Below are 23926 nucleotides of genomic sequence, written 5' to 3'. Positions count from 1 at the left end.
TCCCTGAGCACCCGGCGGGACGGGCCGGGGAAAACGATCTAGTCGTCGAAGAGACCGCGGATGTCGTCGGCGGTGAGCGCCTGGGCGAAGAGCGCGTCGTCGTCGAGCACGGCGGTGAACAGGCGGGCCTTGCGGCGTTGCAGCGCGAGGACCTTCTCCTCGATCGTTCCGCTGGCGATCATGCGGTAGACGAACACCTGGCTGCGCTGGCCGATGCGGTGCGTGCGGTCGACGGCCTGGGCCTCGGCGGCGGGGTTCCACCACGGGTCGAGGAGGAACACGTAGTCGGCCTCGGTCAGCGTGAGCCCGAACCCGCCGGCCTTCAGGCTGATGAGGAAGACGGGCTGCTCCCCCTCCGCGAAGTCCGCGACCACCTGCTCGCGATGACGCGTCGAGCCGTCGAGGTGCGCGTACGGGATGCCGGCGGCGTCCAGACGCGCGGCCGCCATGTCGAGGAAGGACGTGAACTGGCTGAACACGAGCGCGCGGTGCCCCTCCGCCTGCAGCTCGACGATCCGCTCCAGGAGCTCGTCAAGCTTGCGGGAGCCGAGGCGCGCGTCGGCCGGGTCGATCAGCGCCGGAGCGAGACTCAGCATCCGCAGCAGCGTCAGGGAGCGGAACACGATGAAGCGGTTGCGGTCGAGATCCTCCAGCAGGCCGAGCACCTTCTGCCGCTCCCGCTGCAGCACCGTCTCGTAGAGCTCGCGATGCCCCGCGCTCAGCTCGACCTCCAGCACCTGCTCCTGCTTCGGCGGAAGATCGGGGGCGACGAGCTCCTTGGTGCGGCGGAGCACGAGGGGACGGATGCGCCGTCGGAGCTGCGCGAGGCGGCGCTGCCGGTACGGTCCGCCCTCCGCGTTCTCCGGGACCTTCCCCTGCTCAATCGGCTGGATGTAGTGCTCGCGGAACTTCCGCGCCGAGGCGAACAGGCCGGGCGCCGTGAGCTTCAGCAGCGCCCAGAGCTCCTCCAGGCTGTTCTCCAGCGGCGTGCCCGTGACTGCGATGGTGACCTCGGCTGGGAAGCGGGCGACGGCACGGTGCAGCTTCGTCGCCGGATTCTTCACGAACTGGGCCTCGTCGAGGATCAGTCCGGCCCAGGTGACGCCTGCGAACCCCTCTTCATCGAGCCGGGCGACGGCGTAGGTCGTCAGCACGACGTCGGCCTCGCGAGCCGCGACACTCGCCGACGGTCCGGCCGTGGAGTCCCGGGTGACCACGCGGAGGCCGGGAGCGAATCGCGCGGCTTCGGTGCGCCACGTGGCCAGCACGGACGTCGGGACCACGACGAGGAAGGGGCGCTCCTCCCCCGCCGCCCTGGCATGCAGGATGAGCGCGAGCAGCTGGACGGTCTTCCCGAGCCCCATGTCATCGGCGAGGATGCCGCCGAGGCGGTGCGTCCAGAGGAACGCGAGCCAGTCGAGGCCCTCCTTCTGATACGGCCGAAGGTGTGCGGTGAGCCCCGGCGGGATCGGCACCGCCGGCACCGCAGTGGCGCTGCGCAGTCCCTCGGCCGTGGCGCGCCAGCTCACCGCGGGAAGGGCTTCGTCCGCCAGGTCCTCGAACTCCTCCCACAGATCCGTCTGATGACGACTGATCCGTGGGCCCGTCTCCCACTCGTCGAGGTCTCCGGCCTCGTCGAGCAGGTCACGCAGACGGTCGAGCGCCGGGTGGTTCAGGGAGAAGTAGCTGCCGTCGACGAGCAGGAGCTTCCGTCTCCCCGCGCTCAGGGCGGTGAAGAGCGGCTCGAACGGGATGTTCCGACCGTCGATGCGGACGATGACGCCGAGGTCGAACCAGTCCGGGTCGGTGCTCTCCACGGTCGAGACCGTGATCTCCGGCTCCCCGGTGAGCTCGCGATACGTCTTGCGGCGGCCCGACACCTCCACCTCGACGCCCTCCGCCTCCACGGCGGGGACGACGCGGGTCATGAACTCCGCGGCTTCCACGTCGTGGAACGCCCCCGCGGGGGCGAACGCGACGCCGTGCTCCTGCCAGACGTTCCGGATCCGCTCCGTCACCCCGGCCTCGGCCTCCGGATCGCGCACGGCCTCCGGACCCGGCGTGAACGGCACCCGCCCGAAGCCGCGATAGTCCCACTCGACGGTGTACTCCACGGTGTCTCCGCGACGGAACGTCACCCGGAGCACGGCACGAGGCGGTGGGAGGTCCGGCAGTGAGACACGGCCGACCGCGCGGACGGGGAGGCGGCGTGCCAGGAGCGGATAGGCATCCTGGAGGAAGGCCGACTCCTCCTCCGCGGGGACGACGAGCGTCCGGGCGCGGATCAGCGACGGCGCGGGCCCCGCGAGCGGAAGCTCCGCGAGCGTCACCTGGAGGCGCGACCCGCTCTGCGCGACCTCGTACACGCCGGAGCGCCCGAGGGCGCGGATGCTGCCCGGCAGCGTCTCGCGCCCGTCCAGGGTCACGACCGGCCGGACCACGAGGCCGCCGTCGTCGCCGCGGGACACCGCCGCCGTCAGCTCAGCGGTATCCGCGAGGACGAGCGTCGTCCACCGCTGGGCCGCCACGAGCGGGATGCCAAGGTCGGTCGCCGACCGCAGATGCCCCCAGAGGAGCCGCGACTCGATCAGGTCGGCGACGAGCCAGTCCCCCGCCGTGCCGGAGAGCAGCGCGTCGCGCGCGATGCTCAGCAGATCGGCGAACCACCGCGACTGCTCCCGACCGTACTGGTCCGGCGCGCGGCGGACCGCGTCCCAGGTGGCGGAGCCGAGCACCCAGGACCCCGTCGCCGCGCTCCGCTCCAGCGGACGGATGCCGAGGAGGATCTCCCCCACACCCTTGGCGACGTCACGGGGAGTCGCGGTGCGCTGCGGGCGTGAGGCCCACGGGTTGGCTCCTCGGGCGTCGCGGACGCGCACCTCGAACCCGAGCGCGAGGGGGGTCGCCGCCGCCGGAGCAGCGCCGGCCTCGAACAGCGCGCGCCAGTCCCGCGCCCCGTCTCCCGGGGCACCCGAGGCGGAGACGGGCGGGCGGATCATGGGATGATCCTGCCCGCCATCGCCGACACCGCCGCTGCGGTGCTCAGGCCGAGCGGGCGACGCGGGCGAGCACGCCGTGCACGAACGCGCCCGACTCATCGGTGGAGAACTCCTTCGCGAGCTCCACCGCCTCGTCGATCGCGACCGCGGTCGGCACCTCGTCGTTGTAGAGGATCTCCCACGCGCCGATGCGCAGCAGGGCGCGGTCGACGGCGGGCATCCGCTCGAGCTTCCAGTCACGGCTGTGCGTCGTGATCTGCTCATCGATCTCGTCGCGCTGGTCGATGATGCCGTCGACGATCTCGCGGGCGTACAGCCACGACGCCTCGCGCGCGGGCTCGTTCGCCGCACGCTTCGCCTCGGCGGCGAGGGCCACCGCGACGTCGTCGCCGCGGACGTCGGCGGAGAACAGGATGTCGAGCGCGCGCTTGCGCGCCTTCGTGCGGGCGCTCACGCCTTACTTCTCGCGGCCGAGGTACTCGCCCGTGCGGGTGTCGACCTTGACCTTGGTGCCGGTCTCCAGGAACAGCGGGACCTGGATCTCGTAGCCGGTCTCGAGCGTCGCGGGCTTGGTGCCAGCGGACGAGCGGTCGCCCTGCAGGCCGGGCTCGGTGTAGGTCACCTCGAGGATGACCGACGCCGGGAGGTCGATGTAGAGGGGGTTGCCGTTGTTGAGGGCGATGGTGACCTGCTGGTTCTCGAGCAGGAAGTTCTTCGCGTCGCCGACCGTGGCGGCCGGCAGCGTGATCTGGTCGAAGTCGGTCTGGTCCATGAACACGAACCCGTCACCGTCGGTGTAGAGGTAGGTGTAGTCGCGACGGTCGACGTTCTCGATGTCGATCTTCGCACCGGCGTTGTACGTGCGGTCCACGGTCTTGCCCGAGACGACGTTCTTCAGCTTCGTGCGGACGAACGCGCCGCCCTTGCCGGGCTTGACGTGCTGGAACTCGATGACGCTCCAGAGCTGCCCGTCGATGCTGAGGACGACGCCGTTCTTGATGTCTGCGGTGGATGCCATGTGCGAGGAGTTCCATTCCTGAGTCCGTGGGGGCCGGGGTCGGCCGACAGTCGATTCTACGGGATGCCCGGCGCCAGCCGCCGCGTGGGCACGATAGACGCTCCTGGGTGCGAGGGGAAGCCCCGTGACGACGACGACCGCCCCCGGGCAGCCTGGAGCGGGACAGGAGGAATCGACATGAGTGAGAACGACCGCGACCGCGACCCGACCAGGATGGCGAATCAGCCGGCACTGCGGACGTCGTCCGGGGCGGTATGGCTCATCGTCGCCGCGATCTTCACCGCGGTCAGCCTCGTGCCCCTGATCGGGATCGTCCGCAGCGGCGGGGCGGCGGGAACGGTCGGCCTCATCACGGCGATCGTCCTGGTGCTGGGCCTGGTGGCGATGGTCGTCATCCGCCTCACCGTGGCGCCTGTGCGTCCTCGGCTCCGTGCGCTGGCCGGCTGCTTCCTCGCCATGGCTCTGCTGACGCTGGTGGGCATCACCGTCTGCGTCCTGCTCGTCGGCCTGCCCTGATCCGGCCTGGTCAGAGGTGCGCGACGAGCTCCCGCACGGCCTCCGGGTAGCCGTCGACGCCGTGTCCGACGACACGGACCGCGGCGACGTCGTGCAGGTACGAGTGGTGACGGAACTCCTCGCGGGCGTACACGTCGGAGATGTGCACCTCGGCGAAGGGCAACGCGACGCCGGTGAGCGCGTCGCGCAGGGCCACCGACGTATGGGTGAGGCCGCCCGGGTTGATGACGATGCCCGCGCAGTCCGCCCGCGCGTCGTGGATCGCGTCGATGAGCACGCCCTCGTGGTTGCTCTGCAGCGCCCGTACCTCGAACCCGAACGCCGCGGCGGCCTGGGCGGTGATCCGCTCGACGTCGGCGAGGGTCGCCGTGCCGTACACCTCGGGTTCGCGAGTGCCGAGGAGGTTCAGGTTGGGGCCGTTGACGAGCAGCAGCCGACGCGGAGCGGTCATGCGGGCACGCTCCCCGTGTCGGCCAGTTCGCGGCGCATGACCCACTCCCGACCGAAACCCGAGGTCTCGATCTCGCCGGTAGGGACGAAGCCGGCTCGACGGTAGACGGCCTGCGCCCGGGAGTTGTCCACGTGCACCTCGAGCACGAGCGCACGCAGCCCACGATCACGTGCCCAGGCGGCCGCGGCGTCGAGGAGCGCATCGATGACGCCCGCACCGCGGTGCGCATCCGCCACGTAGACCCCCACGACCAGGCCGGCGTCATGCTGCTCGCGATGCGGGAGCAGCGTGATCGTCCCGGTCCAGGTGCCGTCGTCGGCGATCGCGACGAACTGCGCCGCGGCCGCGTCACCCGAGGCGTTCGCCGCGCGCTCCTGCCAGAAGCGGTCGGGCTGTGCGGCGGCGTGCTCGACGGTGTCGAGGAAGGCCATCGGCGCGGCGGGGTCGGCGAGAGCCTGCAGCCGCAGCGCCTTCACCTCCCGCCAGTCCTCCGGCGTGATGCGCCGGACGGCGATGCTCATGCGCCGATCTCCTGGTACGCGGCGAAGAGCAGCGACTCGTCCGGCGCTTGGAGCACGGTGGGCTTGGCGATGTCGTCCAGCAGGATGAAGCGGAGCATGCCGCCGCGGCTCTTCTTGTCGCGCTGCATCGTGGCGAGCAGCTGCGGCCAGGCTCCGGCACGGTACGAGGTGGGCAGGCCCAGCGACTCGAGGATCGTGCGGTGGCGCTCCGCCGCGGCGTCCGAGAGGCGCCCCGCCAGCCGGGACAGCTCCGCGGCATACAGCATGCCGATCGAGATGGCCGCCCCGTGCCGCCAGCGATACCGCTCGGCATGCTCGATCGCGTGGCCGAGGGTGTGGCCGTAGTTCAGGATCTCGCGCTGTCCGGCCTCGCGGAAGTCATCCGAGACGACCTGCGCCTTCATGTCGATCGCGAGTTCGACGGACCGCCGGAACTCGTCCGTCGTGGTGTCGACCGCGCGCGCGGGATCGGCCTCGATGATGTCGAGGATCTCCGGTGCCCAGATGAAGCCGGCCTTGACGACCTCCGCGAACCCCGCGGTGGCCTCGTTCGGACTCAGGCTGCCCAGCTCGTCGAGGTCACCGATCACCGCGCGCGGCGCCCAGAAGGCGCCCACGAGGTTCTTGCCCTCCGCGGTGTTGACGCCGGTCTTTCCGCCCACGGCGGCGTCCACGAGGCCGAGCACCGTGGTGGGCACCTGGACGATCTGGATGCCGCGCAGCCAGGTCGCCGCGACGAAGCCGGCGAGGTCGGTCACCGCTCCCCCGCCGTAGCCGACGACGGCGTCCGTGCGCGTGAAGTCCGCCTGACCCATGACCTGCCAGCAGAACGCGGCCACCTCGATGCGCTTGCCCTGCTCGGCATCCGGGATCTCGGCGAGCAGCACCTCCCGCGGGCCATCGGCGGTGTCGGCGAGGAGTCGGTCGCGGAGTTCGGCGGCGCGGGCCGCGAGAGTCGGCGGGTGCACGACGAGGATCTTGCGGACGCCCGGCGCGAGAGCCGCCGACACCTGGTCGAGGATCCCCCGTCCGATCGTGATGTCGTAGGCGTCGTTCCCGGTGACGCTGATGGTCGTCGTGCTCATCGCTGTTCTCTCCTCCATGCCACGATCTCGTCCGCGATGCGCTGCATCGGACGCCGTGAGGTGTCGAACGTGGTCGACGCCACCTCGTCATACCATCCTCGCCGTTCCGCGAAGATGCGCTTCCACTTCTCGACCGGGTCCTCGCCCGCCAGCAGCGGGCGCGTCCCGCCGCGCAGTCGGTCGGCCACCGCTGCCTCGCTCACGGAGAGGAAGACCACGGGGTGCGCACGCAGCAGCGCGCGCGTCTCCGGGTCCGTGACCGCGCCGCCGCCGAGGGAGATCACGCCGCCCTCGGCGAGAGCCTCACGGACCGCCGCGCGCTCGAGCTCCCGGAAGTGCGCCTCGCCGTGCGTGGCGAAGATCTCCGGGATCGGGCCGTGCGCGGCGACGATGCGCTTGTCGGTGTCGATGAAGGCGACCCCCAGACGCCGCGCGACCCGTCGCCCGACACTGGTCTTGCCTGCCGCCATCGGTCCCACGAGGACCAGCGTCAGCGGCTCAGCCTCGTTCGTCATGCGCGATGAGCGCCGCCTCGGACGCGGGGGCCGTGCGCAGCTCCGCGGGGATGCCGTCGAGGTATCCCTCCAGGTTGCGGCGCGTCTCACGGATGCTGTCGCCGCCGAACTTCTCCAACACGGCGCGGGCCAGCTCGATGGCGACCATGGCCTCCGCGACGACGCCCGCCGCGGGCACGGCGCAGACGTCGGAACGCTGGTGGTGCGCGGTCGCCTGGTCGCCGGTCGCGATGTCGATCGTGCGCAGCGCGTGCGGCACGGTCGCGATCGGCTTCATGCCGGCCCGCACCCGCAGCACCGTCCCGGTGGACATGCCGCCCTCGGTGCCGCCGGCGCGGTCCGTGCCGCGGGCGATACCGTCGGCGGTGGCGAAGAGCTCGTCGTGGGCGGCGGAGCCGCGGCGGCGCGTGGTCTCGAAGCCGTCGCCGACCTCCACGCCCTTGATCGCCTGGATGCTCATGAGTGCCTGGGCCAGCCGGGCGTCCAGACGACGATCCCAGTGCACGTGGGAGCCGAGCCCCGGCGGCAGGCCGTACGCGAGGACCTCGACGATGCCGCCGAGCGTGTCGCCGTCCTTCTTGGCGTCGTCCACCTCCGCGACCATGAGTGCCGACGTCGCGGGGTCGAAGCACCGCAGCGGGTCGGCGTCCAGCGTGTCGACGTCGTCCGGGGTCGGCAGCGCCGCGCCATCCGGCACACGCACCGGGCCGATGGAGATCGTGTGGCTGACGAGCCGGATGCCGAGCTCGCCGAGGAAGGAGCGGGCGACGGCGCCGAGCGCCACGCGGGCGGCGGTCTCCCGGGCGCTCGCACGCTCGAGGATCGGACGGGCCTCGTCGAAGTCGTACTTCTGCATGCCCACGAGATCAGCGTGGCCCGGACGCGGCCGGGTCAGCGGCGCGCCACGACCGCGCGAGCGGTCGGTGAGCTCCACGGGCTCCGGGTTCATGACCTCGATCCACTTCGGCCACTCGGTGTTGCCGATGCGCAGGGCGATGGGGCTGCCCAGCGTCTTCCCGTGCCGGACACCGCCGGAGATGGTGAGCTCGTCCTGTTCGAACTTCATCCGGGAGCCGCGTCCATAGCCGAGCTTGCGGCGGGCGAGGTCGGCCTGGATGGCCTCGGACGACACCGGGACGCCGGAGGGCAGACCCTCCATGACGGCGATGAGTTCTGGGCCGTGCGATTCGCCGGCCGTGAGCACGCGGAGCATGTGCTCTAGTCTCCCATGCGTTTCCCTCCGCGCCGTGCCGCGTTTCGTCGGGCGGCGCTCAGAGGGTGGCGCGCATCGCGGCGAGGACCGCGTCCTCGTCCGGCAGCGGCGAAACCGGGTCGCCGTGCAGGAAGATCCGGATCTGCCGGACCGCCTGATGCAGTAGCATTCCGAGCCCGGAGACCGCCGGCGCTGCGCCCCATGCCGCCGCCAGGGTGGACGGCCAGGGCGCGTAGGCGGCGTCGAACAGCGTGCCGCCGGTCTCGGCCAGGCGGGCGGCACTCTCCGGCGGCAACGTTGTACCGGAGGGCAGCGTCGCCACCGTGAGGTCGACGGCGCCGTCCGCCTCGTCGAGCGATCGTGGGGTGACCACGACGCCGCGTCGCTCCCCGATCCGGACGAGCCCCGCGGCGCGTTCCGGCCGACGGGCGGCGACCTCGACCCGCGTCGCCCCGAGGTCGGCGAGGGCGACGAGGGCCGAGGCTGCCGTCGCTCCGGCGCCCAGGATCCGTGCCGTTCCGATCTCGCGGATCCCGGCATCACCGAGGGCATCGACGATCCCGCCGACGTCGGTGTTGAATCCCGCCGGGGCCTCCGAGAGCAGGAGCGTGTTGACCGCGCCGGTCAGCTCCGCGTGGGCGTCTCGGGTGGCGGCGTATCGGTACGCCTCCTCCTTGAGCGGCATCGTCAGGGACAGGCCGCGCCAGGAGTCGTCGAGGGCCCCGACCGCGTCCGTGAAGCCCTCCGCGCCGACCTGGCGGCGGCCGTACTCCCAGTCCAGCCCGAGCACCGCGTAGGCCGCCGCGTGCAGCTCCGGCGACCGAGAGTGCCCGATCGGGTCGCCCCAGACCGCCAGTCGTCTCCGGTTCACCGCGTCAGCCACACGCGTCACTCCGCGTAGCACCCGGAATCCGGGTTCTCCTTGCACCATGCGTGCAGCTTCTTCTCGGCTTCCTGCTGCTCGGCGTACGTCGCCGAGAACACCGTCTCCCCCGTATCGAGGTTGACCGTGACGAAGTAGAACCAAGGACCGTCGGCAGGGTGCATCGCCGCGTCGATCGCCGCATCGGTCGCGGTCGCGATCGGCCCCTTCGGCAGCCCCGGGTGGATGTACGTGTTCCACGGATTCGGGTCCGTGAGCGCCTTCTCAGACGAACCCGCGGCACCGGCGTGCAGCTCTCCGACACCGTACTGCGCCGTCGAGTCCATCTGCAGAAGCCCGTTCGTCTCGCTGTTTCCAGGAGCGAGACGGTTCTCGATCACGCGAGAGACCTTGGGGAAGTCGTCGGTGCGACCTTCGCGCTGGATGATCGAGGCAATGGTGAGGATGCGCTGCTCATCGCCGGACGGAACACCGGCCTTTGCCAGCGACTCGCGTGTCCGGTCGACCATCCGCTGGATGACCTGCGTTGCCGTGGTCTCCGGATCGAACGTGTAGACAGCCGGGAAGAGCCATCCCTCCAGGCTGTCCGCTTCGACTCCGTAGACCGACGGGTCCTTCACAGCCGCTTGGAGCTCCTCGAGTGGCATGCCCATCGTCTCGGCCACCTGCGGGAGGAAGTACTCGATGGTGGCGCCCTCGGGGACGGATGCCGAGTTCTCCAACTTGTTCTCCTCGTTGCGGAGAGCGGCGAGGGCGTCCTCGGCGGTCATCTTCTCCTGGAGACGGTAGACGCCGGGATAGAAGGTCACCGCGATGTTCTCGTCGATGAGGTAGTCGTAGAAGACGTCCTCGGTCTTGGTGACGCCCGCCTCGTAGAGCGCGGTCGACACGGGGCCGCCGGTATCGCCCTCCTTGATCGTGACGAGTACCTCACCGGTCGCCTGGCCGGGCTCCCAGTCCTTCGGCTCGCCCCACCCCATGGCGTCGGCGATGCGGTCGCCGAAGGTGTTCGCGACCCAGACGCCGCCGGCGGCGATGCCGCCGAGGATCACCAGGACGATGATCAGGGCGATGAGGCAGCCCTTGCGGCGCTTCTTCTTGGTCGGAGCGCCGTGATCGCGGCCGTCGTCCTGAGCGGCGAAGATCTCGTCGAGTCCTCCGCCCAGCGCCGGTGCGGGGTCTTCGGTGCCGGTCGACCGGCGCGGGCCCGGGGCGGGGGCCTCGTCCGCGCTCGTCGCGGCGACGGGCATCGCGCGGGTCACGACCGGTTCGGCGTCTGCGGCATTCGCCTGCGGCCGGTGGTCGGTCACGGCCGCATTCGCGATGCTCGCCGCCGACGCCGAGACCGGGCGGGCCGGCACGTCGGCATCGGGCGCAGCCGTCGCGTCCCGGGCGGCCGGAGCCTCCTGCTCGCGGGCCGCGGCCTCCCTCGCCGCGCGGCGGGATCCGGGTGCCGGCGTGTCATCCGCGGCGGTCGGGACCTGCGGGGACGGAGCGGGGAGGTTCTCGAACAGATCCCCCAACCGGGTGCTCTGCTCGTGCTCGGGCGCACGGCTCTCGCGTTCGGACATGTTCAGGCGGGCTCCTCGTCAACGGGGACCGGGGCACCGGCCGGGTTTCCGGTGCTCTTCTCCGTGTCGATCGCCTGCTGCAGCAGCACCACGGCGGCGACCTGATCCACAATGCTACGAGAGTTCTTCTGTGATCGCCCAGAACTCCGCAACGCGGCATGCGCGGAGACGGTGCTCAGACGCTCGTCCACGAGGCGGACCGGCACGCCACTGCGCCCCTGGAGTGCGGCCGCGAACTCCCGCGCATCGACCGTCGACGGCGTGTCCGCGCCCTGCATGTTCACCGGAAGTCCGACCACGATCTCCAGCGGCTCGTACTCCGCAGCCAGCTCCGCGATGCGCGTCAGCGAGTGCTCGTCGCGCGGCACGGTCTCGACGGGGACGGCCAGCATGCCGTCCGGATCGGACCGGGCCACGCCCACGCGGGCCCGGCCGACGTCGATGCCGAGCCGGACCCCGCGGCGATAACCGCTCACGCGCCCCGCAGCTCCTGGGAGACGGCCTCGAGCGCGGCGGGCAGCGCCGCTGCGTCGGTACCGCCGCCCTGGGCGACGTCGTCCCGGCCACCGCCGCCTCCGCCGAGCACACCGGCGGCGCGCTTCGCGAGCGCACCCGCCTTCGCCCCGGCATTGCGCGCGGCCTCGTTCGTGGCGACGACGATGACAGGGCGACCGTTGACGACCGCCCCGAGCGCGACGACCACGGGGTCGGAGCCCAGCCGGTCGCGCACGCCGTTGACGAGCTCGCGGACATCGTCCGCGGAGGCCACATCGCCCAGCGTCTGCGCCGCCACGCGGAAGTCCCCGACGCGCGTCGCGGCCTCGGCGATGGCGGGGATGCGCCCCGCCCGCTCCTTCGCCTCGAACTGCGCGATGCGCTTCTCCGCGGCCTTGAGGCTCGCGGCGAGATCGGCGATCCGCTCGGGGAGCTGCTCGCGCGGGGTCTTCAGGGAGGCGGTGAGCTGCGAGACGAGAGCGCGCTCCGCCGCGAGCTCACGGAACGCATCCGCGCCGACGAGAGCCTCGATCCGGCGGTTGGAGGCGCCGACCGACGACTCCCCCACCACGCTGACCAGGCCGATCTCCGCACTGGTCGACACGTGCGTGCCGGCGCAGAGCTCGCGCGACCACGGGCCGCCGATGTCGACCATCCGCACGACGTCGCCGTACTTCTCGCCGAAGAGCGCCATTGCGCCCGCTTCCTTGGCCTCGTCGAGCGTCACGATGCGGGTGGTCACCTCGAGGGCGTCCTGCACGGCGCGGTTCGTGATCTCCTCGATCTCCGTGCGGGTGTCCGTCGACAGCGCCTGCGACCAGGCGAAGTCGAATCGCATGTAGCCGGCGCGGTTGAGCGAGCCCGACTGCGTGGCCGTCGGACCGAGCGTGTCGCGGAGGGCGGCGTGCACGAGGTGGGTGGCGGAATGCGCCTGGCGGGCGGCGCGGCGGTTGGCGGCGTCGACGATCGTCGTCGCGATGTCGTCGACCGCGACCGTGCCGCGGGAGACTTCGACCGTGTGGCTGATCAGCCCGGGGACCGGACGCTGGACGTCGAGCACCTCGAGCTCGTAGCCCGGGCCCACGATGGTGCCCTTGTCGGCGACCTGACCGCCGGACTCGGCGTACAGCGTCGTCTCGGCGAGCACGACCTCGGCGATCTGGCCCTCGGCGGCGCTGCGCACCGGCGCGCCGTCGACGAGCAGGCCGAGCACGCGGGACTCCACCTCGAGGGCCGTGTAGCCGTCGAAGCCCGTCTCGCCCAGCGCGCGCAGGTCGCGGTACACCGAGACATCCGCGAGCTGGCGCTTGCGGTTGCGGGCGTCGTCCTTCGCGCGCTGACGCTGCTCCTGCATGAGGGAGTCGAACGCGGCGCGGTCCACGTCCAGCCCGGCCTCTTCGGCGACCTCCAGGGTGAGGTCGATCGGGAAGCCGTAGGTGTCGTGCAGCAGGAACGCCTCGGAACCGCTGAGGGTATTCCCGCCGCCCTTCTTCGTCTCGTCGAGCGCGAGGTCGAGGATGGTCGATCCCTGCGCCAGGGTGCGCCGGAAGGTCTCCTCTTCGGCGAAGGCCGCCGAGGAGAGCACGGACCAGTCCCGCTCCAGCTCCGGGTACGCCGACTTCATCGCGTCGCGGGAGGCGGCGAACAGCTCGGGGAACGCGGGCTCGTCGACACCGAGGAGCCGCATGGCGCGCACGGTCCGGCGCATGAGGCGCCGCAGGATGTAGCCGCGGCCCTCGTTCGACGGACGCACGCCATCGGAGAGGAGCATGAGCGAGGAGCGCACGTGATCCGCGATCACCCGGAAGCGGACGTCATCCTCGTGGACCGCACCATAGCGGCGGCCGGAGAGCTCGACGGCGCGGTCGAGCACCGGACGCACCTGGTCGGTCTCGTACATGTTCTCGACGCCCTGCTTGAGGAACGCGACGCGCTCCAGTCCCATGCCGGTGTCGATGTTCTTCATCGGCAGTTCGCCGACGATGTCGAACTCGGTCTTGCCGCGGATGTTCTCGATGAAGTCCTGCATGAACACGAGGTTCCAGATCTCCAGGAACCGCGAGTCGTCGACAGCGGGGCCGCCGTCCTTGCCGTAGGCCGGGCCGCGGTCGAAGAAGATCTCGGAGTCAGGGCCGCCGGGACCGGGCTGGCCGGTATTCCAGTAGTTGTCCGCGCGGCCGAGGCGCTGGATGCGCTCCGGCTTGAGCCCGATGATGTCGCGCCAGATCGCCTCGGCCTCGTCGTCGGTCTCGTAGACGGTGACCCAGAGATCCTTCTCGTCGAAGCCGAGGCCGCCGTCCGCCTCCGAGCTCGTGAGCAGCTCCCAGGCGTAGCGGATCGCGCCTTCCTTGAAGTAGTCGCCGAACGACCAGTTGCCGAGCATCTGGAAGAACGTGCCGTGACGCGCGGTGCGCCCGACCTCCTCGATGTCGTTGGTGCGGATGCACTTCTGCAGGTCGGCGATGCGCGGGTGCGGCGCCGGGACCACGCCCGTGAGGTACGGGATCATCGGGACCATGCCGGCGACCGTGAACAGCAGCGAGGGGTCGTCGCTGACCAGGGATGCCGAGGGGACGATGAGGTGGTCGTTCTTCTCGAAGTAGGAGAGGTAGCGCTGCGCGATTTCCGCAGTTTTCATAGGAGTGCCGGATGTCCTTGCGTGAGGGGGCGCGCCGAGGCGCAGATGCGGGGGGTCAGTTCTCGCCCGGCTCGGTCAACCGAGCCTCCTGCGCGCGATACGCGTCGCTGAGGATCGCGGCGAGGCCGTTGAGGCGGGCGTCGACGTCGGCCAGGATGTCGTGGCCCCGCGGGTCCTTGTTCATGAAGTGAGCCGCGACGAAGCCGCCGATCACGCCGATCAGGAACCACAGCACATTCTTCATGTCGTCATCCTTGCCCTAGAGCCGCGAAGGCGCGGTCTCTCCATCGTAGGCGGAAACGACAGGAGGCGTCGGGAACCCCGACGCCTCCTGCCTGATGCTCTTCCGCTGGATCAGCGAGCCGCGTAGTACTCGACGACGAGCTGCACTTCACAGGTCACGGGGACCTCGGCGCGCTTCGGACGACGGACCAGGCGGGCCTGGAGCTTGTCGAGCTCGACCTCGAGGTAACCCGGAACGGCGGGCAGGACCTCGGCGTGACCGCCGGCGGCTGCCACCTGGAAGGGCTCGAGGCCCTCGCTCTTGGGCTTGACGTGGATGAGCTGACCCGGCTTCACGCGGAACGACGGGCGGTCGACGAGCTGGCCGTCGACGAGGATGTGACGGTGCACGACGAGCTGGCGAGCCTGCGCCGTGGTGCGGGCGAAGCCCGAACGGACCACGAGCGCGTCGAGACGCATCTCGAGGAGCTCGACGAGGTTCTCACCGGTCAGACCGTCCTGGCGACGGGCCTCGTTGAACGCGATACGCAGCTGCTTCTCGCGGATGCCGTACTGCTCGCGCAGACGCTGCTTCTCACGCAGACGGACGGCGTAGTCGCTGTCGGCCTTGCGCTTGGTGCGGCCGTGCTCGCCCGGAGCGTAGGGACGCTTCTCGAGGTAGCGGGCGGCCTTGGGGGTGAGTGCCACGCCGAGGGCGCGGCTGAGACGCACCTTGCGGCGGTCCTGGGACTTCGTGACCACGAAGTTATCCTTCCGATGACGTGGACGTGGATTTCACGTCCGACGGACGTATCACCGCGTTCTTCCTCGGGGCGCACGCCGGGGTGCCGTCGAGGTGGGGTGTGAACGAGGAGATGCCCGAAAACACGGTTTCGAGCCGCTCAAGTCTAACAGACGACGGCAGACACCCGAGGCCCGCGGATCACCGGTCGCCGAGGATCCGGCGGATGCGCTCCAGCCGTGCACTGATGTCGCGCTCCGCGCCCAGGTTCTTCGGCTCGTAGTAGTGGCGTCCGTCGAGCTCGTCCGGCAGGTACTGCTGCGGCACGATCCCGAACTCGCTGTCGTGCGCGTAGCGATAGCCGCGGCCGTGGCCCAGGCGCTTGGCGCCCGGGTAGTGGGCGTCGCGGAGGTGCAGCGGCACGCGCCCGAACCCTCCGGCCCGGATGTCGGCGATGGCCGCGTCGATGCCGACATACGCCGCGTTCGACTTCGCGGTCGTGGCCAGGTACACGGTGGCCTCCGCGAGCGGGATGCGTCCCTCCGGCATCCCGATGAAGGCCACGGCGTCGGCGGCGGCCACGGCGATGCCGAGCGCCTGGGGGTCGGCGAGCCCGACGTCCTCGGACGCGGAGATGACGAGCCGCCGGGCGATGAACCGCGGGTCCTCCCCCGCCTCGATCATGCGGGCGAGGTAGTGCAGCGCGGCGTCCGGGTCGGAGCCTCGGATCGACTTGATGAAGGCGCTGATGACGTCATAGTGCTCGTCGCCCTGCCGGTCGTAGCGGAGCAGAGCCTTGTCGACGGCCTGCGCCACATCGTCGGCGGTGACCTCGGGGACGGTCGACTCCTGGTCCTCGCTGTCGTCGTCGGCCGTCGCCGCGTGCGAGAGCGCCACCGCGGCGGCGGCCTCCAGCCCCGTGAGGGCGCGACGGGCGTCCCCCGACGCGAGGCGGATGAGGGCCGACCGCGCCTCGTCGGTGAGCGCGACCGCGCCTCCGAGTCCGCGGGCGTCCGACACCGCCCGATCCACGAGCACGCCGATGTCGTCATCGGTGAGCGGCTGCAGGGTGAGCAGCAGCGACCGGGACAGCAGAGGCGAGATCACCGAGAACGAGGGGTTCTCCGTGGTGGCGGCGATGAGGATGACCCAGCCGTTCTCCACGCCGGGCAGCAGGGCGTCCTGCTGGGCCTTGGTGAAGCGGTGGATCTCGTCGAGGAAGAGGATCGTCGTCTGCCCGTAGAGGTCGCGCTGCGTGATCGCCTCCTGCATGACCTCCCGCACGTCCTTCACGCCGGCGGTGATGGCCGAGAGCTCGACGAACCGGCGGCCGGAGGACCGGGCGATGGCCTGGGCGAGCGTGGTCTTCCCGGTGCCGGGCGGGCCCCAGAGGATGATAGACACCGCACCGGGCGAGCTGGCCTCCGGATCGGCGAGGGCGACGATGGGCGACCCGGCCCGCAGCAGGTGGCGCTGTCCCGCGACCTCGTCCAGCGACACCGGACGCATGCGCACGGCGAGCGGTGTCTGCCCGGAGAGCAGGGCGGAGGGAGAGGACATTCCTCCAGGCTAACGGCGGCCGGGGACACGAGGCGAGGCCGGCGCCCCGGTAGGCTCTCAGGCGACGTCGTGGACCGGCGTCGGACGGGAGAAGCAGGGCATGGCTGCACGCGGTTCCAAGAAGGCGCAGACACGCACCGAGGCGGAGCGCGCTCGGCTGCACACCGCTCGCACCCGCTGGCACCAGGACCAGATCCGCCGACGGACCCGGGACAACGCCATCGCGATCACCGTCGGCGCCCTCATCGTCGTGGGCGCGATCGTCAGCCAGGTCGTGCATGCGCAGGTGACCGCTCCGGAACCGACGCCGTCGCCCTCGCCCACCTCCTCGATCGAACCGTCCCCGGCGCCGACCGATACCCCGACGGAGGCTCCGACCGCGCCCGCCACTCCCTCGGAGTGAACCGATCCGGCACGATCAGTCGTCGAGCACCGCGAGTCGATAGCCGCGCTTGACCACGGTCTGCACGAGGTCGACGTCGCCGAGGGCCTCGCGGAGCCGCGCCACAGCGACCTCGACGGCTCGAGGACTCCGCCGCCCGCCCGGGAGCACCTGCCCGATCTCCGTCCGGCTGAGCACCCGCCCGTCGGCCACGAACAGCGCTTCCATGACGCTCACGGCTCCGCGGGAGAGCGGGACGAACACGCCGTCGATGAGAATGCCCCCGCTGCGTACCGCCACGTCGCCGACGTCCGTCCGCCGTTCGCGCCCCGCGCGGGCGAAGTGATCGATGACCGTGCGGGCGAGGTCTTCCGCCGTCGGCCCGCACGCTGTGGACGCGGCCAGTCCGAGCTCCGCCAGCTGAGCCGTCGCTGTGGGGTCGGCGGTCGCCAGGAGCAACCGCGAAGCCCGCGCGCGAGCACGCACCACATCGAGCATGCCGAGGCGCTCGAAGATCGCCAGGAGGCCTGGCACGCCTTCGGCGGCGGGGAACAGCACAGCGTCGACCTGGCCGGTCGCGATGCGGTGCGCCGTTCGCTTCGTGCCGGCGGGGATCGCCTGATCGTCCCGCAGTGACACGATCCGCACGACCTCCGACCCGCTGCCGGTGAGGGCGTGCAGGAGCGCGTCGGCGTCGACGGGCTCGGGCCGCACCGGCCGTGCCACCTCGGCGACCGCGATGCGGGAACCCACGAGTGCCGGGGCCACGCGGGTCGGCGCGCTCATCTCGCCCCCTCTGCGGACCGCACTCCCGCCGCCGTCCCTGTGCCGCTGCGGTCCAGGTCTCGACGCCGGCGGGTTCCCCCGTCCGCGGGTCCGACCAGCGGCGTCATCGGGTGGCGCCCGCCGGCTTCCGGCTCCGAGGTCCGGATCACCGCGCCTGCGGCCCGGAGGCCCGCCAGCACTCGCGGGAGGTCGCCGCCCCGGATCCCCCCGACGGTGATCGTCCCCTCGCCGAGACCGATCGTGGCGTCGTGACGCTGGGCCAGGCGGCCGATCACGAGGAGGAGCGCAGCGTCGATCTCCCTCCCGACCTCGACCTCGACGTCGACGACGGAAGCGGCGGCCGAACCACGGAGGCGGACGCCCGGTCGGCGGTCGGGGGTGTCGGCAGGGGCGGGGTCACGCTGCAGCAGCGCAACCGCCAGACGGCGGAGGCAGGGTCCGCAGTCACGGCTCTCCCCCGCTGCGGCCAGGGCATCGGCGAACGTCCGGATCCCCCGGCGATCCAGCTCGACACTCAGCGCGTCCAGCGGGAGCGTCAGGAGACCGTGGCCGCATTCGTCCGCGCGGTCGTCGGACGCTGCCGAAGCCAGAAGCACGCGAACCTCCGCGCGCCGATCGGTGTCATCGCGCGAGAACCGCGCCAGCCATGCCTCACCCTGTTCGCCGATCGTCGTCGCGCCGTACACCTGACGCGCATCTGCGGAGAGCAGGATCTCTCCGAAACGGCGTCCGTCGAGGGCGGACAGCGGGACGGCGAAGGCCGACCCACGGACGTCGTCGATCCGCAGGACGGCGAGGTCGATGCCACCGGGCCGTCCGTACCAGCGCCGCGGTCCTCGGTCCGTGAGCGGAGCACCGCACAGGGCGGCGACCGCACGGTCCGCGGAGGAGCATGCGGCTTCGACGCCCCGCTCGAGCTGACCGACTCCCACCGCGACGTCCCCGATGGCGAGGATCCGCTCATCCTCTGTCTGTCCGGCGGCATCCACGATCACGCCTCCGCCCTGGCGCACCGGGAGACCGGCGTTGCGCGCGAGTTCGTCTCTGGCCCGTGCACCGGTCGTCACGACGAGGTCCGCCCGGGCGAAGGTCCCGTCCTGGAACTCGACCGCGGTGACGGCACCGGCCTCGTCGGGATCGACGCGCGTCAGCCGCGTCCGGGTCCGCACGGTGATCCCGCGTGCCTCCATGACCCGCCGCAGCGCCGCCGCAGCCGGCGCCGACAGCACGGAGGGAAGCAGCCGATCCGCGGTGGCGACGAGGGTCGTCTGCACTCCGGCCTCGTCTAGAGCGAGCGCAACGTCGACCCCGGACTCGTCTCCGCCGACCACCACCGCTCGGAGGGCACGTGGCAGCTCCGTCCTGCGGATGGCCAGGAACGCGCGCAGGGTCTGTGCGTCTTCCATCGCGCGGAAGGTGAAGGCCCCACGAGCGCGGATGCCTGGCACCTCGAGCGGGCGGGCGTGGGTCCCGGTCGCCAGGACGAGCGCGTCGTAGTCGTACCAGCGGCGCGAACGGGTCCGCACGCGGCGTCCCGCCCTGTCGATACGCAGCACCCGGTCGTCGTCGATCAACCGCACCCGATCGTCGCGGAACGGCGCCCGGTCGAGATCGATGCCCGATGCCGCGTCGCCCGCGACCACCCGCGCCAGCCCGGAGCGGTCATAAGGCAGCCGCCCCTCGTCTCCGAACACCGTGATCCGCACGTCCCGCTCCGGATCCTCCAGCATCCGCGCGACGAAGCGGTGCGCCGCAACTCCCGCCCCCACGACGACGATCTCCGCTGTGCGCGCTGCGTTGTCGTCCATGGAACTCCTGTCGACCTGGGGACTGTCGTGGTCGCGACGATAGGAGCGCCGTGTTACCCGGAGATGACGCGGAGTGTTTCCTGCGTCGAACGTTCTGCTCACGAAACGGTAACGTCCCACTTTGTCGAGACCCCGGGTCGCCGTCGAGACCCCGCCTCGTTCGCGCACGAAGCACGGGGTCTCGGCGGGAAGACGGGGTCTCGCGGATCGAAGAGGGCGTACTAGGCTGAGCCTCGTCCTTTCCGCCTCCCGCGGCGTGACCGCGCAAGGAGAATCACCGTGTCTGCCAACGAGCCCGCGAAGCCGACCCCGCCCGTTCCCACCCCGCCCGCCGTGCCGCTGCCGCGAAAGGCACCGACACCGGCCGCCGTCGCGCCGGCCGCGGCGAAGCCGACCCCGGTCTCCTCCGCCGGCGAATGGGGCCGGGTCTCCGAAGACGGCACTGTCGAGGTGCGCGAGGGCGAGTCCTGGCGCGTCGTCGGTCAGTACCCGGACGGCACTCCCGACGAGGCCCTGGCCTACTTCGTCCGCAAGTACGACGACATCGCCTTCAAGGTCGTCGCCCTCGAGCAGCGTCACCAGGCCGGCGGCGCCTCGGCGAGCGACCTGTCCAAGCAGGCCGCCCACCTCATCGACGAGGCTACGGATGCCGCGGCCGTCGGCGACCTCGCCGGACTCCGCGACCGCCTCACCGCACTGACCGCGTCGCTGTCCGAGGCCACCGCTCAGGAGGCGCAGCAGGCGAAGGAGCTCGTCGAGCAGGCCGTCGCCGAGCGCACCGCTCTCGTTGAGCGTGCCGAAGCCATCGCCGCCCGCGACCTGAGCAAGGTCCAGTGGAAGCAGGTGACCGCCGAGCTCAACGAGCTGTTCGAGTCCTGGCAGGCGCAGCAGCAGAACGGTCCGCGCCTGTCGAAGGGCGTCTCGCAGCAGCTCTGGAAGCGGTTCCGCGACGCGAGGGCCGTCGTCGACAAGCACCGCCGGGCGTTCTACTCCGAGCTCGACGATGCGCACAAGGCGGCGCGCGACGCGAAGTCCCGACTGGTCGAGCGCGCCGAGGCCCTGGCCCCGCGCGGGGTCGACGGCATCCCCGCCTACCGCTCCCTCCTGGACGAGTGGAAGACGGCCGGTCGCGCCGGACGCAAGGCCGACGACGCCCTGTGGGCACGGTTCAAGGCCGCCGGAGACGCGCTCTACGCCGCCCGTGCCGAGCAGGCCGCTGCGGAGGAGGCCGACTCGGCTCCGAAGATCGAGGCCCGGCAGGCGCTGCTCGAGCAGGCGAAGGCGGTCGCCGACGAGCCGAACATCAAGCGCGCCCGCGCCCTGCTCACGCGTATCCAGCGCGAGTGGGACGAGGTCGGACGCATCTTCCCGCGCGACAAGGAGCGCGCACTCGACGACAAGCTCCGCGTCATCGAGCAGGCACTCAAGGCGCGCGAGGACGTCGACTGGAAGAAGAACAACCCCGAGACCAAGGCGCGGGCGAACGACATGAGCTCGCAGCTCCACGAGGCCATCGAGAAGCTCGAGGCCGAACTGGCCGCCGCCGAGAAGGCCGGGGACAGCAAGGCCGCCAAGGAGGCAGCGGACGCCCTCGAGGCCCGTCGCGCCTGGCTCAACGCTCTCGGCGGCTGAGCTCTCCACAGGTTCACTGATCTCCGCATGAGCGGGGTGCATCACGCCACACTGGCGGCATGCACCCCGCTCTGCTGTATCTGCCCGGCGCGCGCCTGAGCGTGGGCGAGCTCAGCGCCGCCCGGCTCGACGGCCATGTCGTCGAGGTCGGTGACGCCTACATCCCGGCTGATCTGCCGGAGTCCCCCGATGTACGGGCCCACAGCATCGCCGCGCTCGTCCAGGAGGGCGCAGCGGCCTGCGGGCCCAGTGCCGCCTGGATCCACGGCGCCCGCGATGCCCCGCCGTCGATCCACCACGTGCGACGCTGCGTGGAGCGCCGGGTGCGCCCGCGGGTGCAGACCAGAGTGTCGTTCCACGACACCTTGGTCCCCGCGGGGGACCTGGCCCGCCTCGGCGGGATCTTCGTGACGTCGCCGGTGCGCACGATGGGCGACCTCGCCACGGCGCTGCACCGCGATCCCCGTGTGCTCCCGTGGATGCAGGCCCTCGCCCAGGTCGACCCGACCGCGCTCGACGGCGCCATCGCCGACCTCCGGGCCCGGCACCGAGTTCCCGGCAGCGTCAGTGGTGTCGCGGCGTTGGAGCGGCTCGTCAGGAGGACGTGACGCGGTACACGTCGTAGACGGCGTCGATCCGGCGCACCGCGTTCAGGACGCGGTCCAGGTGCACGGCGTCACCCATCTCGAACACGAACCGACTGAGTGCCAGGCGCTCATCCGTCGTCGACACGGTCGCCGACAGGATGTTCACGTGATGCTCGCTGAGCACCCGCGTGACGTCCGAGAGGAGGCCGGAGCGGTCCAGGGCCTCCACCTGGATCTGCACACGGAACACGCTCTTCTTCGTCGGCGCCCAGGAGACCTCGACGAAGCGGTCCTGCTCGCCGCTGAGAGCCTTCACGTTCACGCAGTCCGCCCGGTGCACGGAGACACCGCTCCCTCGGGTGACGAAGCCGACGATGGGATCACCGGGCACCGGAGTGCAGCACTTCGCGAGCTTGACGAGGATGTCGTTCGCACCGCGCACCAGCACGCCGGAGTCGCCGCCCCGCGACTCTCGCGTCTGGACGCTTCCCGGAAGGTCGATCGCCCCGGTGGTCGGCTCGTCGGTGGCGACGAGCGCGGTGACCTTCTCCAGCACCGACTGGGTCGAGACGTGGCCCTCGCCGACAGCGGCGTAGAGACCCGAGACGTCCTCGTAGTGCATCTGGTGAGCGACCTCGGTGAACGAGTCCTGGCTCATCAGACGCTGCAGCGGGAGGTTCTGCCGGCGCATCGCGCGGGCGATCGCCTCCTTGCCCTGCTCGATGGCCTCTTCGCGGCGCTCCTTGGTGAACCAGCCGCGGATCTTGTTCCTGGCACGGGTGCTCTTGACGAACCCGAGCCAGTCCTGGCTCGGCCCCGCGTCGGGGTTCTTGGAGGTGAAGACCTCGACGACGTCGCCGCTCTTCAGCTCCGACTCCAGCGGCACCAGGCGTCCGTTGACCTTGGCGCCCATGGTGCGGTGCCCGATCTCGGTGTGCACGGCATAGGCGAAGTCGACCGGGGTGGCGCCGGCCGGGAGACCGATCACGCGCCCCTTCGGCGTGAAGACGTAGACCTCCTTGGCGCCGATCTCGAACCGCAGGGAGTCGAGGAACTCCCCGGGGTCTGCCGTCTCGGCCTGCCAGTCGGAGATGTGCGCGAGCCACGCCATGTCGGTGTCGGAGGCGCGGACCTCGGCCTTGCCTCCGCCGTTCATCCGCTCCTTGTACATCCAGTGCGCGGCGACGCCGTACTCCGCCTGGTGGTGCATCTCGTGCGTGCGGATCTGGATCTCGACCGTGCGACCGGCCGGGCCGATCACGGTCGTGTGCAGCGATTGGTAGAGGTTGAACTTCGGGGTGGCGATGTAGTCCTTGAACCGGCCGGGCAGCGGCGTCCAGCGAGCATGGATCGCCCCGAGCACCGCGTAGCAGTCGCGCACGGACGAGACGAGGACGCGGATCCCGATCAGGTCGTAGATGTCGTCGAACTCGCGACCGCGGATGACCATCTTCTGATACACCGAGTACAGCTGCTTGGGCCGGCCGACGACCTTGCCGCGGATGCGCAGGTCGCGGAGGTCTTCGTCGATCTCCTCGATGACCTGGCTCAGGTACTTCTCGCGCTGCGGGGTGCGCTGGGCGATGAGGCTGTGGATCTCGTTGTAGATCTTCGGGTGGAGGACCGCGAAGGACAGGTCTTCGAGCTCCGACTTGATCGCCTGGATGCCGAGGCGATTGGCCAGCGGCGCGTAGATCTCCAGCGTCTCCTTGGCCTTCTTCGCCGCCTTCTCCGGCGGGACGAAGCCCCAGGTGCGGGCGTTGTGAAGCCGGTCGGCGAGCTTGATGAGCAGGACCCGGATGTCCTTCGACATCGCGACGATCATCTTGCGGACGGTCTCGGCCTGCGCGCTCTCGCCGTACTTGACCTTGTCGAGCTTGGTGACGCCGTCGACGAGCATCGCGACCTCGTCGCCGAACTCGGCGGTCAGATCGGTGAGCGCGTAACCGGTGTCCTCGACGGTGTCGTGCAGCAGGGCGGCGGCGATCGCGCGCGGTCCGAGACCGAGCTCCGCGAGGATCTGCGCGACGGCGAGCGGGTGCGTGATGTACGGCTCGCCGCTCTGCCGCTTCTGTCCCTCGTGCTTCTCCTTCGCCACGGCATAGGCGCGGGAGATGACGGCGAAGTCGCCCTTCGGGTGGTTGGCCCTGACGGTGCGGATCAGATTGTCGAGATCGTTGATCCGGGACGCGCGCGAGAAGATGCGGGGCACCAGCCGTCGCAGACTCGAACCCTGCGATGCCGTCTGCGGCTCCGCCATCCACTCACCTCCGAATCAGACAATCCTACGCGCGCTGAGCGG

General features: G+C 71.0%; 22 protein-coding genes. 4 read left to right on the top strand and 18 right to left on the bottom strand.

From position 1 onward, the window contains the following. Nucleotides 1–38 precede the first annotated feature (38 nt). From AB1285_RS06850 to efp, 3 genes are read right to left on the bottom strand one after another with little or no spacing between them, the layout of a single operon-like run. Entirely contained in the window at nucleotides 39–2999 is a 2961-nt protein-coding gene (locus AB1285_RS06850; protein WP_370428558.1) for a DEAD/DEAH box helicase, read from the bottom strand. Between the two features lie 43 nt (nucleotides 3000–3042). Then, on the bottom strand, nucleotides 3043–3453 hold the full coding sequence (gene nusB / locus AB1285_RS06845; RefSeq protein WP_101845674.1) for a transcription antitermination factor NusB: 411 nt from the start codon (nucleotides 3451–3453) through the stop codon (nucleotides 3043–3045). A gap of 3 nt (nucleotides 3454–3456) precedes the next feature. Next, nucleotides 3457–4017: an elongation factor P gene (gene efp / locus AB1285_RS06840; protein ID WP_025103502.1), complete on the bottom strand. Its 561-nt coding sequence runs from the start codon at nucleotides 4015–4017 to the stop codon at nucleotides 3457–3459. A 177-nt stretch (nucleotides 4018–4194) separates the two neighbouring features. Between efp and AB1285_RS06835 the strand changes: the two genes are divergently transcribed. Next, nucleotides 4195–4533, top strand: a complete 339-nt coding sequence (locus AB1285_RS06835) for a hypothetical protein (RefSeq protein WP_187661505.1) — start codon at nucleotides 4195–4197, stop codon at nucleotides 4531–4533. A gap of 10 nt (nucleotides 4534–4543) precedes the next feature. On the opposite strand, the gene aroQ is transcribed toward AB1285_RS06835, so the two are convergent. The 12 genes from aroQ to AB1285_RS06775 form a co-directional block, all read right to left on the bottom strand. Continuing rightward, complete coding sequence (gene aroQ / locus AB1285_RS06830; protein WP_187661506.1) at nucleotides 4544–4984, bottom strand: type II 3-dehydroquinate dehydratase; 441 nt, start codon at nucleotides 4982–4984, stop codon at nucleotides 4544–4546. Then, a complete protein-coding gene (locus AB1285_RS06825; RefSeq protein WP_187661507.1) occupies nucleotides 4981–5505 on the bottom strand; it encodes a GNAT family N-acetyltransferase in 525 nt (174 codons plus the stop codon). The genes aroQ and AB1285_RS06825 overlap by 4 nt, the downstream gene beginning before the upstream one ends. Next, nucleotides 5502–6590 carry a 3-dehydroquinate synthase gene (gene aroB, locus AB1285_RS06820; RefSeq protein WP_370428559.1) on the bottom strand — a complete coding sequence of 363 codons (1089 nt, stop codon included), beginning with the start codon at nucleotides 6588–6590 and terminating at the stop codon, nucleotides 5502–5504. The genes AB1285_RS06825 and aroB overlap by 4 nt, the downstream gene beginning before the upstream one ends. Next, a complete protein-coding gene (locus tag AB1285_RS06815; protein ID WP_366236685.1) occupies nucleotides 6587–7105 on the bottom strand; it encodes a shikimate kinase in 519 nt (172 codons plus the stop codon). Before AB1285_RS06815 ends, aroB begins: the two co-directional genes overlap by 4 nt. Next, on the bottom strand, nucleotides 7089–8318 hold the full coding sequence (aroC, locus tag AB1285_RS06810) for a chorismate synthase (RefSeq protein WP_370428560.1): 1230 nt from the start codon (nucleotides 8316–8318) through the stop codon (nucleotides 7089–7091). The genes AB1285_RS06815 and aroC overlap by 17 nt, the downstream gene beginning before the upstream one ends. A gap of 58 nt (nucleotides 8319–8376) precedes the next feature. Further along, on the bottom strand, nucleotides 8377–9201 hold the full coding sequence (locus AB1285_RS06805; RefSeq protein ID WP_370428561.1) for a shikimate dehydrogenase: 825 nt from the start codon (nucleotides 9199–9201) through the stop codon (nucleotides 8377–8379). Between the two features lie 5 nt (nucleotides 9202–9206). After that, nucleotides 9207–10772: an endolytic transglycosylase MltG gene (gene mltG / locus AB1285_RS06800; RefSeq protein ID WP_370428562.1), complete on the bottom strand. Its 1566-nt coding sequence runs from the start codon at nucleotides 10770–10772 to the stop codon at nucleotides 9207–9209. A 2-nt stretch (nucleotides 10773–10774) separates the two neighbouring features. Further along, nucleotides 10775–11248: a Holliday junction resolvase RuvX gene (gene ruvX / locus AB1285_RS06795; protein WP_187661512.1), complete on the bottom strand. Its 474-nt coding sequence runs from the start codon at nucleotides 11246–11248 to the stop codon at nucleotides 10775–10777. Beyond that, complete coding sequence (gene alaS, locus AB1285_RS06790) at nucleotides 11245–13905, bottom strand: alanine--tRNA ligase (RefSeq protein WP_370428563.1); 2661 nt, start codon at nucleotides 13903–13905, stop codon at nucleotides 11245–11247. Before alaS ends, ruvX begins: the two co-directional genes overlap by 4 nt. A 55-nt stretch (nucleotides 13906–13960) precedes the next feature. Continuing rightward, entirely contained in the window at nucleotides 13961–14149 is a 189-nt protein-coding gene (locus AB1285_RS06785) for a hypothetical protein (RefSeq protein ID WP_025103513.1), read from the bottom strand. A gap of 110 nt (nucleotides 14150–14259) precedes the next feature. Continuing rightward, nucleotides 14260–14889, bottom strand: a complete 630-nt coding sequence (gene rpsD / locus AB1285_RS06780; protein ID WP_187661514.1) for a 30S ribosomal protein S4 — start codon at nucleotides 14887–14889, stop codon at nucleotides 14260–14262. A gap of 181 nt (nucleotides 14890–15070) precedes the next feature. Next, nucleotides 15071–16429: a replication-associated recombination protein A gene (locus tag AB1285_RS06775; protein ID WP_259954509.1), complete on the bottom strand. Its 1359-nt coding sequence runs from the start codon at nucleotides 16427–16429 to the stop codon at nucleotides 15071–15073. Between the two features lie 100 nt (nucleotides 16430–16529). Here AB1285_RS06775 and AB1285_RS06770 point away from each other — a divergent pair, with 100 nt between their 5' ends. Then, a complete protein-coding gene (locus AB1285_RS06770; protein WP_187661516.1) occupies nucleotides 16530–16832 on the top strand; it encodes a hypothetical protein in 303 nt (100 codons plus the stop codon). A gap of 15 nt (nucleotides 16833–16847) precedes the next feature. Here AB1285_RS06770 and AB1285_RS06765 read toward each other — a convergent pair whose 3' ends face one another. After that, on the bottom strand, nucleotides 16848–17597 hold the full coding sequence (locus tag AB1285_RS06765) for a winged helix-turn-helix domain-containing protein (RefSeq protein WP_259954510.1): 750 nt from the start codon (nucleotides 17595–17597) through the stop codon (nucleotides 16848–16850). After that, nucleotides 17594–19405 carry an NAD(P)/FAD-dependent oxidoreductase gene (locus AB1285_RS06760; RefSeq protein ID WP_268776290.1) on the bottom strand — a complete coding sequence of 604 codons (1812 nt, stop codon included), beginning with the start codon at nucleotides 19403–19405 and terminating at the stop codon, nucleotides 17594–17596. Before AB1285_RS06760 ends, AB1285_RS06765 begins: the two co-directional genes overlap by 4 nt. A 279-nt stretch (nucleotides 19406–19684) precedes the next feature. On the opposite strand from AB1285_RS06760, the gene AB1285_RS06755 reads away from it, so the two are divergent. Together AB1285_RS06755 and AB1285_RS06750 are read left to right on the top strand one after the other, a co-directional pair. Next, complete coding sequence (locus AB1285_RS06755; protein ID WP_259954513.1) at nucleotides 19685–21037, top strand: DUF349 domain-containing protein; 1353 nt, start codon at nucleotides 19685–19687, stop codon at nucleotides 21035–21037. A 59-nt stretch (nucleotides 21038–21096) separates the two neighbouring features. Then, nucleotides 21097–21645, top strand: a complete 549-nt coding sequence (locus AB1285_RS06750; protein WP_292796221.1) for a type IV toxin-antitoxin system AbiEi family antitoxin — start codon at nucleotides 21097–21099, stop codon at nucleotides 21643–21645. Here AB1285_RS06750 and AB1285_RS06745 read toward each other — a convergent pair. After that, complete coding sequence (locus AB1285_RS06745; protein ID WP_187661521.1) at nucleotides 21632–23884, bottom strand: RelA/SpoT family protein; 2253 nt, start codon at nucleotides 23882–23884, stop codon at nucleotides 21632–21634. The genes AB1285_RS06750 and AB1285_RS06745 overlap by 14 nt on opposite strands. Nucleotides 23885–23926 lie beyond the last annotated feature (42 nt).

Source organism: Microbacterium sp. NRRL B-14842, assembly GCF_050470785.1.
This window is presented reverse-complemented; position numbering and strand designations above follow the sequence as displayed.

Bases quoted from the DNA above. Each gene is read 5' to 3' on its own strand.
- AB1285_RS06850 (WP_370428558.1), bottom strand. From the start codon at position 2,999: ATGATCCGCCCGCCCGTCTCCGCCTCGGGTGCCCCGGGAGACGGGGCG.
- efp (WP_025103502.1), bottom strand. From the start codon at position 4,017: ATGGCATCCACCGCAGACATCAAGAACGGCGTCGTCCTCAGCATCGAC.
- AB1285_RS06835 (WP_187661505.1), top strand. From the start codon at position 4,195: ATGAGTGAGAACGACCGCGACCGCGACCCGACCAGGATGGCGAATCAG.
- aroQ (WP_187661506.1), bottom strand. From the start codon at position 4,984: ATGACCGCTCCGCGTCGGCTGCTGCTCGTCAACGGCCCCAACCTGAAC.
- AB1285_RS06825 (WP_187661507.1), bottom strand. From the start codon at position 5,505: ATGAGCATCGCCGTCCGGCGCATCACGCCGGAGGACTGGCGGGAGGTG.
- aroB (WP_370428559.1), bottom strand. From the start codon at position 6,590: ATGAGCACGACGACCATCAGCGTCACCGGGAACGACGCCTACGACATC.
- AB1285_RS06815 (WP_366236685.1), bottom strand. From the start codon at position 7,105: ATGACGAACGAGGCTGAGCCGCTGACGCTGGTCCTCGTGGGACCGATG.
- aroC (WP_370428560.1), bottom strand. From the start codon at position 8,318: ATGCTCCGCGTGCTCACGGCCGGCGAATCGCACGGCCCAGAACTCATC.
- mltG (WP_370428562.1), bottom strand. From the start codon at position 10,772: ATGTCCGAACGCGAGAGCCGTGCGCCCGAGCACGAGCAGAGCACCCGG.
- alaS (WP_370428563.1), bottom strand. From the start codon at position 13,905: ATGAAAACTGCGGAAATCGCGCAGCGCTACCTCTCCTACTTCGAGAAG.
- AB1285_RS06785 (WP_025103513.1), bottom strand. From the start codon at position 14,149: ATGAAGAATGTGCTGTGGTTCCTGATCGGCGTGATCGGCGGCTTCGTC.
- AB1285_RS06775 (WP_259954509.1), bottom strand. From the start codon at position 16,429: ATGTCCTCTCCCTCCGCCCTGCTCTCCGGGCAGACACCGCTCGCCGTG.
- AB1285_RS06770 (WP_187661516.1), top strand. From the start codon at position 16,530: ATGGCTGCACGCGGTTCCAAGAAGGCGCAGACACGCACCGAGGCGGAG.
- AB1285_RS06765 (WP_259954510.1), bottom strand. From the start codon at position 17,597: ATGAGCGCGCCGACCCGCGTGGCCCCGGCACTCGTGGGTTCCCGCATC.
- AB1285_RS06760 (WP_268776290.1), bottom strand. From the start codon at position 19,405: ATGGACGACAACGCAGCGCGCACAGCGGAGATCGTCGTCGTGGGGGCG.
- AB1285_RS06750 (WP_292796221.1), top strand. From the start codon at position 21,097: ATGCACCCCGCTCTGCTGTATCTGCCCGGCGCGCGCCTGAGCGTGGGC.
- AB1285_RS06745 (WP_187661521.1), bottom strand. From the start codon at position 23,884: ATGGCGGAGCCGCAGACGGCATCGCAGGGTTCGAGTCTGCGACGGCTG.